Source organism: Acinetobacter sedimenti (assembly GCF_022601685.1).
Classification (GTDB): Bacteria; Pseudomonadota; Gammaproteobacteria; order Pseudomonadales; family Moraxellaceae; genus Acinetobacter; species Acinetobacter sedimenti.
On sequence record NZ_JAKUML010000001.1, the window covers coordinates 206,565 to 220,207 of the forward strand.

Annotated in this window: 15 protein-coding genes; 11 read left to right on the forward strand and 4 right to left on the reverse strand. The window is 41.7% G+C overall.

The annotated features are described in order from the left end of the window. Positions 1-50 precede the first annotated feature (50 nt). The 4 genes from hisA (at position 51) to MKI79_RS01090 (ending at position 2,564) form a co-directional block, all read left to right on the forward strand. Positions 51-779, forward strand: coding sequence for a 1-(5-phosphoribosyl)-5-[(5-phosphoribosylamino)methylideneamino]imidazole-4-carboxamide isomerase (gene hisA / locus MKI79_RS01075; protein ID WP_241570217.1), 729 nt, complete (start codon positions 51-53; stop codon positions 777-779). 80 nt (positions 780-859) lie between these two features. Next, entirely contained in the window at positions 860-1,273 is a 414-nt protein-coding gene (locus MKI79_RS01080) for a YeeE/YedE family protein (RefSeq protein WP_241570218.1), read from the forward strand. Continuing rightward, positions 1,273-1,692: a DUF6691 family protein gene (locus MKI79_RS01085; RefSeq protein ID WP_241570219.1), complete on the forward strand. Its 420-nt coding sequence runs from the start codon at positions 1,273-1,275 to the stop codon at positions 1,690-1,692. Before MKI79_RS01080 ends, MKI79_RS01085 begins: the two co-directional genes overlap by 1 nt. After that, positions 1,689-2,564, forward strand: coding sequence for an MBL fold metallo-hydrolase (locus MKI79_RS01090; protein ID WP_241570220.1), 876 nt, complete (start codon positions 1,689-1,691; stop codon positions 2,562-2,564). The genes MKI79_RS01085 and MKI79_RS01090 overlap by 4 nt, the downstream gene beginning before the upstream one ends. Positions 2,565-2,669: 105 nt before the next feature. Here the strand turns inward: MKI79_RS01090 and MKI79_RS01095 are convergent, their stop codons facing one another. Then, complete coding sequence (locus MKI79_RS01095) at positions 2,670-4,382, reverse strand: electron transfer flavoprotein-ubiquinone oxidoreductase (RefSeq protein WP_241570221.1); 1,713 nt, start codon at positions 4,380-4,382, stop codon at positions 2,670-2,672. A 307-nt stretch (positions 4,383-4,689) separates the two neighbouring features. On the opposite strand from MKI79_RS01095, the gene MKI79_RS01100 reads away from it, so the two are divergent. The 5 genes from MKI79_RS01100 (at position 4,690) to MKI79_RS01120 (ending at position 9,426) form a co-directional block, all read left to right on the forward strand. Next, entirely contained in the window at positions 4,690-5,253 is a 564-nt protein-coding gene (locus tag MKI79_RS01100; protein WP_241570222.1) for a DUF1285 domain-containing protein, read from the forward strand. A 133-nt stretch (positions 5,254-5,386) separates the two neighbouring features. After that, the gene (gene murI, locus MKI79_RS01105; RefSeq protein WP_241570223.1) at positions 5,387-6,292 is read left to right on the forward strand and encodes a glutamate racemase; all 906 of its coding nucleotides are present in this window, start codon (positions 5,387-5,389) and stop codon (positions 6,290-6,292) included. A gap of 265 nt (positions 6,293-6,557) precedes the next feature. Next, positions 6,558-7,535 carry a DUF4062 domain-containing protein gene (locus tag MKI79_RS01110; RefSeq protein WP_241570224.1) on the forward strand — a complete coding sequence of 326 codons (978 nt, stop codon included), beginning with the start codon at positions 6,558-6,560 and terminating at the stop codon, positions 7,533-7,535. 174 nt (positions 7,536-7,709) lie between these two features. Next, on the forward strand, positions 7,710-8,720 hold the full coding sequence (gene hemH, locus MKI79_RS01115; RefSeq protein ID WP_241570225.1) for a ferrochelatase: 1,011 nt from the start codon (positions 7,710-7,712) through the stop codon (positions 8,718-8,720). Between the two features lie 61 nt (positions 8,721-8,781). Further along, entirely contained in the window at positions 8,782-9,426 is a 645-nt protein-coding gene (locus MKI79_RS01120) for an MBL fold metallo-hydrolase (RefSeq protein ID WP_241570226.1), read from the forward strand. 29 nt (positions 9,427-9,455) lie between these two features. On the opposite strand, the gene MKI79_RS01125 is transcribed toward MKI79_RS01120, so the two are convergent. Both MKI79_RS01125 and MKI79_RS01130 read right to left on the reverse strand, forming a co-directional pair. Further along, positions 9,456-9,926 carry a hypothetical protein gene (locus MKI79_RS01125; RefSeq protein ID WP_241570227.1) on the reverse strand — a complete coding sequence of 157 codons (471 nt, stop codon included), beginning with the start codon at positions 9,924-9,926 and terminating at the stop codon, positions 9,456-9,458. A 292-nt stretch (positions 9,927-10,218) separates the two neighbouring features. Then, positions 10,219-10,431: a DNA gyrase inhibitor YacG gene (locus MKI79_RS01130; RefSeq protein ID WP_241570228.1), complete on the reverse strand. Its 213-nt coding sequence runs from the start codon at positions 10,429-10,431 to the stop codon at positions 10,219-10,221. A gap of 121 nt (positions 10,432-10,552) precedes the next feature. On the opposite strand from MKI79_RS01130, the gene MKI79_RS01135 reads away from it, so the two are divergent. Next, positions 10,553-11,209 (forward strand): DUF938 domain-containing protein, encoded by a 657-nt coding sequence (locus MKI79_RS01135; RefSeq protein WP_241570229.1) that lies wholly within the window; start codon positions 10,553-10,555, stop codon positions 11,207-11,209. Next, the gene (locus MKI79_RS01140; protein WP_241570230.1) at positions 11,199-12,410 is read left to right on the forward strand and encodes a TIGR03862 family flavoprotein; all 1,212 of its coding nucleotides are present in this window, start codon (positions 11,199-11,201) and stop codon (positions 12,408-12,410) included. The genes MKI79_RS01135 and MKI79_RS01140 overlap by 11 nt, the downstream gene beginning before the upstream one ends. Before the next feature lie 19 nt (positions 12,411-12,429). Here the strand turns inward: MKI79_RS01140 and MKI79_RS01145 are convergent. After that, the coding region (locus MKI79_RS01145; protein ID WP_322111804.1) for a Fic family protein at positions 12,430-13,643 on the reverse strand (1,214 nt) is incomplete at its 5' end.

Consider the following 13,643-nt stretch of genomic DNA (forward strand, 5'->3'; position numbering starts at 1 on the left):
GTTAAGATAATGACAGTTAAGAATTCATATGAAAATTAAGGAATACAGGCATGTTAATTATCCCTGCGATTGATTTAAAAGATGGTAAATGTGTACGCTTAAAGCAAGGTCGCATGGAAGATGACACCGTATTTTCTGATGATCCAGTGGCGACGGCAGCACATTGGGTTAATGAGGGCGCACGTCGGTTGCATTTGGTCGATTTGAATGGCGCTTTTGCAGGGACACCGATCCACAAGCCTGTTGTTGAAGCGATTGCCAAATCTCAACCTGAATTGCCGATCCAAATCGGTGGTGGTATTCGTTCATTAGAAACCATTGAGCATTATATTGATGCTGGTGTATCGTTTGTGATCATCGGAACGAAAGCCGTGCAAGAGCCTGAATTTGTTGAGCTTGCGTGTAAAGAGTTTGCAGGACACATCATCGTGGGTATTGATGCCAAAGATGGCTTTGTGGCGACTGACGGTTGGGCGAATGTGACTGATGTCAAAGCGACTGATTTGGCCAAGCGTTTTGCTGATGCAGGTGTATCCAGCATCGTCTATACCGACATTGCACGTGATGGCATGATGCAAGGTGTCAATGTCGAGCAGACTGTAAACCTTGCAAACCATTCAGGCTTACCTGTGATTGCCTCTGGCGGTGTGACCAATCTTGAAGATGTGAAATTGCTACAAGGTCAAAAAGGCATCTTGGGTGCGATCACAGGCCGTGCGATCTATGAAGGTACGCTGAGCTTACGTGAAGCGCAATTGTTATTGGATGACAAATTATAATTTTTAAATCATTAATGCTTTGATCGAGGCAACATCGACCTAACCTTAAACGATCTTGTCTCACATGGAGTGTATATATCGTGCATGATTATCTTTATGCTTTGATTGGTGGCGTGTTGCTTGGTATTGCTGTGGTCGGCTATCTTTATATTCTTGGTCGAATCGCAGGTATTAGTGGTTTGATTTCTCAAGTCTTACAAGGGCAAATGCAATCGCCTGCTGTGTGGTTTTTACTTGGTTTATTCATTACGCCATTTTTCTATGCGCAGATCGTTCAGCCTGATATTGAGCTAAGTAGCCATCCAATATTATTGATTATTGCAGGGTTGTTGGTTGGCTTTGGCACTCGAATCGGATCAGGTTGTACGAGTGGACATGGTATTTGTGGTATGAGTCGGCTATCTATTCGCTCAATTGTAGCAACTTGTACCTTTATGACTGCAGGTTTTATTACGGTTTACGTCATGCGCCACCTAATGCAAGGGGGAGTATGATGAAAAATCTATTTGCAATGTTATTTGGTGCGCTATTTTCAGTCGGCTTAATGTTTTCAGGCATGTCGAACCCAAAAAAAGTATTAGACTTTTTAGATATTTTTGGTCGTTGGGATGCGAGCCTTGCCTTTGTCATGATTGGTGCGATTCTCATTGCTTTTGTACCATTCCAACTTGCAGTTCGCAAAACATCTCCACGCACTATTTTCGGTGAAAAAATCGCCCTTCCAACAGTTCAATACATCGATCGTCGATTGGTCATTGGTGCAATCATGTTTGGTGTTGGCTGGGGGTTGGTGGGCATTTGCCCTGGGCCAAGTTTGACATTGATCGGCTTAGGCTATTATTCAGCGTTATACTTTATCATTGCCATGTTGCTCGGGATGTTTATTGCCAATCGTTTTGGAGGTCGTTCATGAACACAACGAGTCAAGCAAAAATACAGTCATTTTTTCATGATGACACGAATACTTTTAGCTACGTGGTGAGTGATCCTCATAGCTCTGAATGCGCAATTATAGATTCGGTACTGGATTATGATGCGGCTTCGGCATCGACTTCAACGACGCATGCTGACCAGATGATTGATTATATTTTATCAAAAAAACTATCCGTACAATGGATTTTGGAAACCCATGTGCATGCCGATCATCTCAGTGCAGCACAATATTTAAAACAAAAACTGGGTGGCAAAGTCGCCATGAGTGCCAAGATTGGCATTGTGCAAGAGACATTCTCCAAGATTTTTCATTTAGACATTAAACAAATTAATGCCACACAGCATTTTGATTATCTGTTTGCTGATGGTGAGGCATTCGAAATTGGCAGTTTAAGCGCCTATAACATTCCCACACCAGGGCATACGCCTGCTTGTTTGAGCTATGTGATTGGCGATGCAGTCTTTGTCGGCGATACTTTATTTATGCCTGACTACGGCACGGCACGTTGTGACTTTCCAAAAGGAAGTGCAGAGCAATTATTTGATTCGGTGCAACGGCTGTATCAACTACCTGATACGACACGTATTTTTCTTTGTCATGATTATTTACCTAAATCACGCCAAAATTTTAAATGTCAGACGAATATTCAAGCGCAAAAGACTGAAAATATTCACATCCAAGCTGACACTGAAAAATCGACATTTATTGAGATGCGAACCCAGCGAGATGCGACGCTTTCTATGCCACGGCTGATCTTACCTGCGATTCAAATCAACATGGTGGCAGGGCATTTCCCCGAGCCTGAAGAAAATGGACAGCGTTATTTAAAATTGCCACTGAATTATTTTTAAAGTGAATATTTATGCATAAAAAATCCGAGCATTAACTCGGATTTTTTATATGTAATAACTTACATGTTCGGATATGAGAGGCATTGCCTCGCAAGACTATCCAAATTACATATTTGGATAGTTAGGACCACCGCCACCCTCAGGTACAACCCAAGTGATGTTTTGTGACGGGTCTTTGATATCACAGGTCTTACAATGTACACAGTTGGCAGCGTTGATTTGGAAACGCTTAGAACCGTCATCATTTTCCATGATTTCATAGACACCCGCAGGGCAATAGCGCTGCGCAGGCTCGTCCCATTTTGGTAAGTTCACATCGACTGGAATATCAGGGTTCGTCAATTTCAAATGTGCAGGCTGATTTTCTTCATGCACCGTATTTGAGACAAATACCGAAGATAAACGATCAAAAGTCAACTTGCCATCTGGTTTTGGATAGTTCGGTTTAAAGCTCACCGCATCGACATTTTTCAGTACAGCATAATCTTGTTTGAGATCATGTAATGTAAACGGTACTTGGAAAATGTTTTGATCAACAAAGTTAAACGCACCACCGACCCATAGACCGAATTTGTGCATTGCAGCGCCAAAGTTACGTGAACGATAAAGTTCTTCTTTGAGCCAGCTATTATCAAACTTTTGTGTATACGTCGAAACTTCTTTGGCAAAGTGATCTTCGCCTTCAAGCATACGAGCAACCATCAGGTCGCCGCCTTTTTCTGCGCCTGCTTTGATTTCTTCAAATACAGCCTCAGCACAGAGCATGCCTGACTTCATTGCAGTGTGAGAGCCTTTGATTTTTGAGAAGTTCAAGAAACCTGCATCATCACCAATCAAGCAACCACCTGGGAAAGTCAGCTTAGGCAATGCGTTTAGACCGCCTTTAACGACTGCACGTGCGCCATAAGAAATACGCTTACCGCCTTCCAAATACTGTTTGATCAGTGGATGCGTTTTCCAGCGTTGCATTTCCATGAACGGATACATGTGTGGATTTTCATAAGACAAGTCCACGATCACGCCCAAAGTCACTTGGTTGTTCTCTGCGTGGTATAACCACCAACCGCCTGTAGAACCTGTTTCACTCAAAGGCCAACCTGAACCGTGCATGACCAAACCTGGTTTGTGTTTTGCAGGGTCGATTTCCCAAAGTTCTTTGATACCGATACCGTAGTGCTGTGGATCTGCATCTTTATCTAAGCCAAATTTTGAGATCAAACGCTTACCAAGATGTCCACGGCAACCTTCTGCAAATAACGTGTATTTTGCATGAAGCTCATAACCCGGTGTGAAGTTGTGTGTTGGTTCGCCATCTTTGCCGATGCCCATGTCGCCAGTTTGAATACCTTTGACTGTACCATCTTCATGATACAAAATTTCAGAAGCGGCAAAGCCTGGGAAGATGGATACTTCAAGCTCTTCTGCTTTTTGACCCAACCAACGAACGACATTACCCAATGAAATCACATAGTTACCATCGTTGTGCATTGACTTTGGCACCATCCAATGAGGCATTTTTTGTGATTTTTCTTCAGACAATAAGAAGTAAGTTTCGTCTTCTTTGACTTCAACAGTGACAGGCGCACCTTCTTCTTTCCAATTTGGGAAAAGTTCGTTTAAGGCACGTGGCTCAAGAACTGCACCAGAAAGAATATGGGCGCCGACTTCAGAGCCTTTTTCCACGACACATACTGATAAATCAGGTAGATTATTTTCGATTGCAAGCTGACGAAGACGAATCGCAGCAGATAGACCAGATGGCCCTGCACCGACGATTACAACGTCAAACTCCATTGATTCACGTTCGATGTGCTCCATGTAGGACTCCTCAAATCATTGACGGTGGCAACCGTATTGTCGAAGCATTGTTTCAACTCGGTGCTGCCATGAATATAGGGTGTTTGCTGTAATTCATACCTGACTCAATGTATGAAGCGAACAAACCTTAAAATTTGCTTGGACACAAAACTAACATCGTGTCACATTTATATCTTGTTATTATAATTTCAAAATGGCAGTTTAGCCAATTGGCTAGAACAACTTATTTTGTTGTCATTCGTGCATAAGCATTGGAAAATGCTGATTTTTCAGGTGCTAATGACGCATCAGTCAAAAGGAAAATAAAATGGTAGATTCGGCAAATTTTGAAAATATTGCCAGTTATTTACAACAATTTGCACATGATCGCACGATTCCACCTTTGGAAAAGTGGAATCCAGACTATTGTGGCGAGATGGATTTGGTGATCAAAGCCAATGGTGAATGGTGGCACGAAGGGCGACCGATTCGACGTCAAAAGATGGTCGATCTATTTGCCAAAATATTATGGCGTGAAGGTGACGAATTCTTCCTAAAGACGCCAGTAGAAAAAATCAAAATCCAAGTGGAAGATGCGCCACTACTTATCAGTGCAGTCGATCAAATAGAAGTCGATGGGAAGCAATATCTGCAAATGACCACGCAAAATCAGGATGTCTTTATTCTTGATGCGGATCATCCGATCTATATGCGAGCGTTTAACGGCGAATTGCGCCCTTATGTCAAAGTCCGCTACGAACTCGAAGCATTAGTACAGCGTAATGTGTTCTATCATTTGGTGAATTATGGTGAGCTTTCTGAAATGTCCGATGGCACGTGTTTAAAACTGCGAAGTGGGGATATCGAGTACGTCTTGGGTATGTCTGAATAAGTGGTTTATCAAAACTTCAAAGCTTTGCTTTTCTTTGCATGAAGATAACAAATTCAGCTATGGTTTCTTTGCAAATTCGGCGTATGATGCCTACAGTTTATTCAAATTTTTATCATCTATTTTTTAGTCTTATATGTCTGCTCATTCGTCTTCACAGTCAAGCCTAAGCTCTGCATCAAGCCAAGCCCTTGAGCATGATGTCGCATTGCCAAATGGTGCAGATCGAAACTCACCCATTGGGATTTTTGACTCAGGCATTGGTGGTTTGTCTGTGGCTATGGATGTGCATCACTATTTACCGAATGAACAAATTCTCTATTTCGCCGATACAGCACATGTGCCTTATGGCGCACGCAGTGATGAGGAAATTCGTCGCTTTACCGCACAAGCGATTGATTGGCTCTATCAACAAGGTTGTAAAACCGCGATTGTTGCTTGTAATACTGCATCGGCATTTAGCTTAGATTATTTACGCCAGTATTACGGCGAGCAGTTTCCCATTATTGGTTTAGTCCCTGCAGTTAAGCCTGCGGTAATTCAGTCACAGACCAAAGTTGTGGCGGTACTTGCTACTCCTGCGACTTTTCGAGGGAAGCTGATTCATGATGTAGTACAGCATTTTGCCTTGCCTGCGGGAGTCAAAGTGATGAGTACAACGTGCTTAGATTTGGTGCCATTGATTGAGCAGGGCAAGGCTTTAGATGCAGAATGTTTGATTGCACTGCAACAATGTTTGCAGCCTGTGGTGGATGCGGGCGCAGATCATTTGGTGCTTGGTTGTACCCATTATCCATTTTTAAAACCTGCGATAGAGCGACTGTATGGCGATCGGTTGGTCTTGGTCGATTCAGGGCAAGCAGTGGCACGGCAATGTGGTCGAATTCTACAAAAACATCAGCTCACCCGAGAAATGCCTTTAGATCATTTTGAGATTCCGTGCGTGCTGACTGGTAACAATGCACAGCAAATGCAAGCTGTGGTCACGCATCTACTGCAAAATAAAGTGACTATCCGACTAAGTGATCTTTCTAATTTTTAAGATTTCAGGCATGCTTAACAGGCGGTTAAGAATAAAATGCAAATTGTTGCAAAAACAAATTAAATACATCAGTTTGTAGAAAGTGTGCTTAAAGTCGCAATTTTTTAGGGGTAATGATTTTAAAAATGATTTAGAATCATAAATGGTGTATTGACTTAAATCCGTTTGGATGCGGTATCGTGCATCTATATAGTCATAGAAAATTCATTTGATTGTAATAATGAAATAGAAGAAATGACAACGGTTTAGGTGATAAGGAATTTTCATGTCTGATAAGCGTTATCATGTATTTATCTCCACGGCATTTCAAGGTGTCGAGGCGGAGCGTTTAAAATTAGAATATACATTGCTCAACTTGGGTGCTTTTCCGTGGCAGTTTAATGAACCACGTAACTCACTCAATACAGCGCAAGCACGCCGTCAAATGGATGAGTGTGACTATGTGGTTTTTGTATTGGGTGATGAGTATGGCGAGTTATCCGCTTCAGGGATTAGTTATTTGCATCTCGACTTTCTGTATGCAGTCAATAAGCAAAAGCCAATTTTAAGCTTTATCAGCACCAAAGCGAGTACGGATAAAGATCCTGAGATTATTAAAAAACGCAAAGGCTTTGTGGATTTATTAAAGTCTGAAAGTAAATATTTTCAAGAGTACAGTAGCTTACTTGATTTTGAACGTAATGTACGAAATGTCTTCCAAAAAGCCAAAACGGAATATCCAGTGCTTGGCTGGATCAGACCAAAATCAAATGATGTATTGCAAAACGAGATCGTGCGCTTACGTGGAAAAGTTGCGGAGCTAGAACAAAATCTGATTCGTACACGGCAGGAAGCATCATTTACTAAAGCTGATCAAAATGAACAACAAAGTTTTAATTTGCATTACCGTACACAAGCCTATCAAGATGGCAATCTCAAGGACATCACCCCGCAGAAAGAGCTTACGTGGGTTGAGGCGTTGAAAATCTTGGCGCCACACTTTAAGCAACCGACGCTAGAAATGAACTTCATCAAAGTGATGAACAGCTATCTTGAAGGTATTGCACTGGAAGAAGCACGCAAAGTCATGCCACGTGTACATGCGGTGTCAAGAACGCATGTCGATACTCGAAGTTTGCAACAGCTCAAACTTCAAATGAAATGGAATAATTGGATTATTCCACAGGCAGATATGGGGTCGGGTACTCGTGTCTATTGGCGCTTAACTCCTGATGCAGAGCGTGTGTTGAGCCGTCAGCGTTGAAAAATAAGACGTCAGCGCTATTCGACAGTATCTATTTTGATGTAAGCGTTTGTGTTGATTTATTCTTTCTATTGCGATGATAGAAATTAGCGGAAGTCTATCTGCTGAAATTTACTGCCAATTGAATTAATATAGTTTGAAACTTTTTGTGCAAATGCTCTTATGAAACTAGCTATGAAATCAGCTCAGCCACGCATCGTGATTATTATGGCGAATCTCGGCACACCTGATGCACCAACGCCACAAGCGGTACGTGCCTTTCTTAAACAGTTTCTTTCTGATCAGCGGGTAATCGAGATTCCCAAATTGCTGTGGCAGATTATTCTCAATCTCTTTGTTTTACCTTTTCGACCGAAAGCTGTGGCACAAAACTATGCCAGTATTTGGCAAGATGACTCGCCTATGCGCAAAATTTTGAATGAACAAGTCGCATTGGTTGAGCAAACATTATTATCACAAAACCCTGATTTAAATCTGCAAGTCATTCCAGCCATGACTTATGGTCAGCCCAGTATTCATAAGGTGTTAAATCAACTTAGCGATGATATGCCTGATCAAGTGATTCTCTTGCCATTATTTCCACAATATTCTGCAACTTCAAGTGCGCCACTTTATGATGCGCTCAGTCAGTGGGTATTAAAACAACGCAATTTACCTGCGTTATCAATGATTCGGGACTATTATCAACATCCTGATTATATTCATTCACTTGCGCAGAGTGTGCGAGATTTTCAAACCGAACATGGTCAAGTAGACAAATTACTGATGTCTTTTCATGGCATTCCACAGCCTTATGCAGATAAAGGCGATCCCTATGCTGATCGTTGTCGAGAAACTGCTCGGTTGGTGGCCGAGCAGTTAGGATTATCAAATGATCAATGGGCGATTAGCTTTCAATCTCGTTTTGGCAAGCAAGAGTGGGTCAAGCCTTATACCAGCGAGCTGTTAAAAGAATGGGCGAGTCAAGGTGTGAAATCTGTACAAGTGATGAGTCCTGCATTCTCAGCAGATTGCTTGGAAACCCTTGAAGAGCTTGAGGTGGAAAATCGTGATATCTTTATGGAGAGCGGTGGGCAAAGCTATGCTTATATTCCTGCCTTAAATGTTCGAGATGATCATATTGCCGTATTTACAAAGCTGATTCAGGCACAGTTGAATGCCAGTCGTGAGCAATTGCTATCCTAAGTTTTAGGCTTATAGTTTAAAGTTTTCCAAAAATCACCGATTGATTGACCAGAGGTTGTTTATGTTACGTTGCCAAATTATTCCTGTGACGCCTTTTCAGCAGAACTGTAGCATTGTATGGGATGATGAGAGTTTGGAAGCGGTGTTGATCGACGCAGGTGGTGAAGCGGAAAAACTTCAGCAAGCAGTCGAAGCACTCGGTGTCACAGTGAAAGCATTATGGAATACCCATGGGCATGTTGATCATATTGGCGCAGTCGGTGAATTGGCAAAAGTCTATGAAGCACCTGTGATTGGACCACATCGTGAAGATGAATTTTGGATTGATGCGCTACAAGATATTTGTCGTCAGTATGGCTTTCCTGTTGCCGAAAAAGTTGTGGTTGATCAGTGGCTTGAGGGTGGCGATACCTTGACTTTGGGGAAATATACTTTTGAAGTGCGCTTTGCACCAGGGCATACACCAGGTCATGTGATGTTTTACTGCGCTGAGATGAATATTCTATGGACTGGGGATGTGATCTTTAAAGGTTCGATCGGACGTACTGATTTTCCAAAAGGTGACTTTGATACTTTGATTGACTCAATCAAAACACAAGTCTATACGCTACCTGATAACACTCAGTTTATCTGTGGGCATGGTCCAACCAGTACAGTTGGGCATGAAAAGCAATTTAACCCATTCGTATCGAGCAAAGCAGGCTAACTCTTTATTTCAGTAGCATGGTTCACATATTAATTTGGCAATTGTGAAGCGGTTTTTTGCATATTTTGATAGATGACATCGGTCTGTGCATTGAGCCGTTCAAAAGTATTGCGCTGAGAAGACGTTGTCTTGTCCAAAGTGGCAAGTTTAAACACGTTTTGATATTTGGTTGCATGGTTCGTCATACTTTGACGTAGCTTCACTGCGGTTTGATTGGATAAAACCAAATGCTTTAATAAAGCTTTTGATTGCTCTAAGTTGCGATTGAAGGTGTAGACACGTGCATTGCGTTTTTGTTGATCTTGTTCTGCTTGTAGGCTTGGAATTTCCTGATTCATTTGCTGAATATTTTTTTGATAATCCTGCCAAATCGTTTTTAACTTTTGCGTATCAATGACTTCTTGCTTGGCAAGACTTTGTTTCGTCACAGTCGTTGCGTATGTCTGTGATGTACACATTGCCAAGAACGCAAACCCCATAGCGAATAAGAATTGACGCATCGTTTTACCCCTAACCTTGAAACTTTTTACACGCCGTTGTGTAAGGTATTTATTTCATTAGCATTAATTATTTTGGCTTGTGCATAATGCTAATTTAATCTTGATCAATGAGTAGAATCATCCCCCATAGCTTTTACACGACTACACGATGGTTGGGATGGGAACCAAACAGAACTGATCATTTTTATGAGAAACGACTATACAAAAAATAGTTACTTACTGACAATATTTGGCGACAAAACTAATACGTTGTAACATTTTGGGCTTGGACAAATTTTGAATAAATATGCTGTTAGTCTTGATCGTGTTCAGGCGTGACACGTGATGGGCTGTCTTCTGATGCAACCTTGTAGTCCTCATTCGCCCATGCAGAAAAATCTACCATCTTGCAACGCTCAGAGCAAAACGGACGATGAGGGTTGTCTTGCCACTGACTGGCTTCACCACAACGAGGGCAAGGAAAAGATTTTGGATTTGTAGAGGATGAAGTATTGTGGTCAGTCATTGTTGTCACAGATAAATTTAAAAGAAAAATGAAAAGAGCAAGCTTGAAAGCACAGACAAATTTTAACGTACTTGCTAGACTGATGCAGTCCTAAAACCGTATTCAAATGTATTTGTAGTTCATGACTTATCCTGATATTCGCCCATTTCAATCGCACTACTTAAAAGCGCCTCGCAATTTTCAACCGATTGAAAAGCAAGTGGTGGAAAACCATCCAGTTTGCCTCGAAATCGGCGCAGGAAAAGGCAAACATGCTTGTTTGTTTGCATCAAATCATCCAAATCTGCAATTGATCGCCATCGAACGCACAGCAGAAAAATATCAAGCGATGCAAAAGTCACAGCGTGAAGCTGAATTAGAAAACTTAACAACGGTTCATGCTGATGCGATCCCGTGGGTGGTGCATGCGCTGTATCCTGCACAGTTGCAACAAATTTTCCTGCTTTATCCAAATCCTGAACCGCATAACTCAACACAGCGTTGGTTGAATATGCCATTTTTTGAATATTTACTGTCACGCTTGCAGGCGGGCGGTACGATCACATTGGCGAGTAATATTGTAGAGTACATTGCGGAAGCGGTTGAGCAGTTAGAACAAGTCTGGAAATTACCCTTTGAAGTACAAACCATCCCACAAGACTCTGCACGAACGCACTTTGAAATAAAGTATTTAGAGCGTGGTGAACTGTGTCAGCAAATCATCATCACCAAACCACAAGGCTATCAAACGCGATTCGATGCTATCCAACCACGCTTAGGGAAAACTCATGAAGCGTAAGGTCGCCATCATTGGTGCAGGGCCTGCGGGACTAGCATGTGCTGAAGTGTTGGCAGAGCGTGGCGATTTTGACATTAGTATCTACGAGCAAAAGCCATCGGCGGCACGTAAATTCCTCATGGCGGGTAAGACAGGGCTCAACATTAGCCATAATGAGCCACTTGGCGATTTTATTAATCGTTATGATCATGCCGAGTGGCTTCGTCCGATGGTTGAAGCGTTCTATGCAGAACAGATACAGACATGGATGCAGGGCTTAGGCATTGCGTCGTATATTGGCAGTTCGGGGCGGATTTTCCCTAATGAAATGAAAGCAGCGCCACTGCTTAGAGCATGGTTAAAACGACTGCAAAATCAAGGGGTAACTTTTAATTATCGCCATCAAGTTAGTCATATTCAAGATGGTGAAATTACCGTCATTGACCTTCAGAATAGTGATTTAAAAATTCATCAAACTCGTACTGAACAGGTCGATGCTATCGTGTTGGCATGTGGTGCAGTGTCGTGGTCACAGCTCGGTAGCGATGGGCGTTGGCAGTCGTGGTTAGAAGATGCACAGATTGAGCCGTTCCAAGCCAGTAATGTCGGTGTCTGTGTGGCTTGGTCAGACTTTATGCAGGCGCATTTTGGACAACCGTTAAAACGCATTCGTGCATGGGTGGAAGGCGATACGCCACAGTTTGGTGAGATGGTGATTAGTCATTATGGTCTGGAAGGTGGTTTGGTTTATCGTTGTAATCGTGCGTTGCGTGAACAATTCAGCACGAGTGACGACAGCTTAAAAACAGCAAAACTTTATCTCGATTTGCTTCCTGCGTTTAGTCAATCCGAGCTTTTGGAAAAATTACAACACGGCAAAAAGCTGTCTTTAAATACGCTATGGCAACGCATCGGTTTGGATAAAACTAAAATTGCCCTGATACGTGATGTGGTGGCGAAATCTGATTGGAATGATCATGCCAAAATGGCACAGCACATCAAGCAACTTGTGATCAATGTGGAAGGCTTCCGTCCGATCGAAGAGGCGATTAGCTGTGCGGGTGGTATCAAGCAAGAGGCTTTGGATGAAAACTTAAAGCTAAAAAATTGCCGAGCGATTTATGCCTGCGGTGAGATGCTCGACTGGGATGCGCCGACAGGTGGCTATCTGCTGACGGCGTGTATGGCAACTGGGCGATGGGTTGGGGAGAATATAGTATGAACAATATAGATTAGGTGCTTTATACTCGCACTTTTTCCATTAATGCTTCAAAAGAATACATTGCCGATTTACTTCCTGATGCAGGGTCAATTTCAAGCAATATTTCATGCTCCACAAGTATTTTAATAAATTTATGTGCGGTTGCTGAAGGTATACCACTTTTTTGAGTAAATCGATTATTACGAAAAACAGGATGAGTGAAAATAAAATCTAATACGTGTACAGACCATTTTGAGCTTAATATTTCTGCAAATTTGATCTTTAATTCTTCATAGAGTTGTCTAATATTTTCTGCAACTTCCAAATTTTGGATGGCTTGGTTAGATGTGGCTTCTAAAAAAAACATCACCCAATCTTCCCACGCATCACGCATTGAGACATTCCTCATTTTATCAATATAATCATCCTTATATTGCTCCATATAACCGCTGATATAAAAATGTGGTGATGAGATTAAACCTGACTGCCATAGCATTAGCGTAATTAACATTCGCCCTATACGTCCATTACCATCTTTAAATGGATGTAATGCTTCAAATTCAACATGAGTTAATGCGATCTTAATCAATGCATTATGCTCTCCACGGTCAATGTAACCAAACAGCGTGTCCATACCTGTTTGGAGTTGTTCGGGACTAATAGGGACAAATAGAATTTTCTTACTATTTTGATCTGCCAAATAGTTCTGTTCAGTTTTATATTCACCTGGAGACTTACGTGCACCTCGACCAAAAGATAAAAGTCCTTGATGTGCTTGTCTAATCAAAGCACTAGACAGTGGAGCACCCTCCAATAATGCTTGTTGCACCATTTTAAGTGTGCGTTGATAGAGTATTGTTTCAATTACATCTGAGCGAGCTTGTCCTGTTTCTAATTCATCATGGTCAGCTTCATATCTTAGAATTTCATCCATTGTACTGATCGTCCCTTCCATTCTAGAAGAAATAACAGCTTCTTGGTTTCTAAGTGGTGCGAGCAGAATTTCACTATTATGCATATTTTTCAGCATTTGATCGTAGCGAGCAATTGCATTGGTTGCTCTCATCAAAATTTGAATAAGAGGCTCAGTATATTGAAAGTTCTGAGGTGGAAACTTTCCATAATGATATTTAACTGCATCTGCTGAATCATAAATTACCATTTTTGCACCACACTTATTTGTCTCTCGTTTTTTGATAAATTTGAGAGACAAATTGTTTAGTCTCTCATTATAGAGGCACAAACTCATTTGTC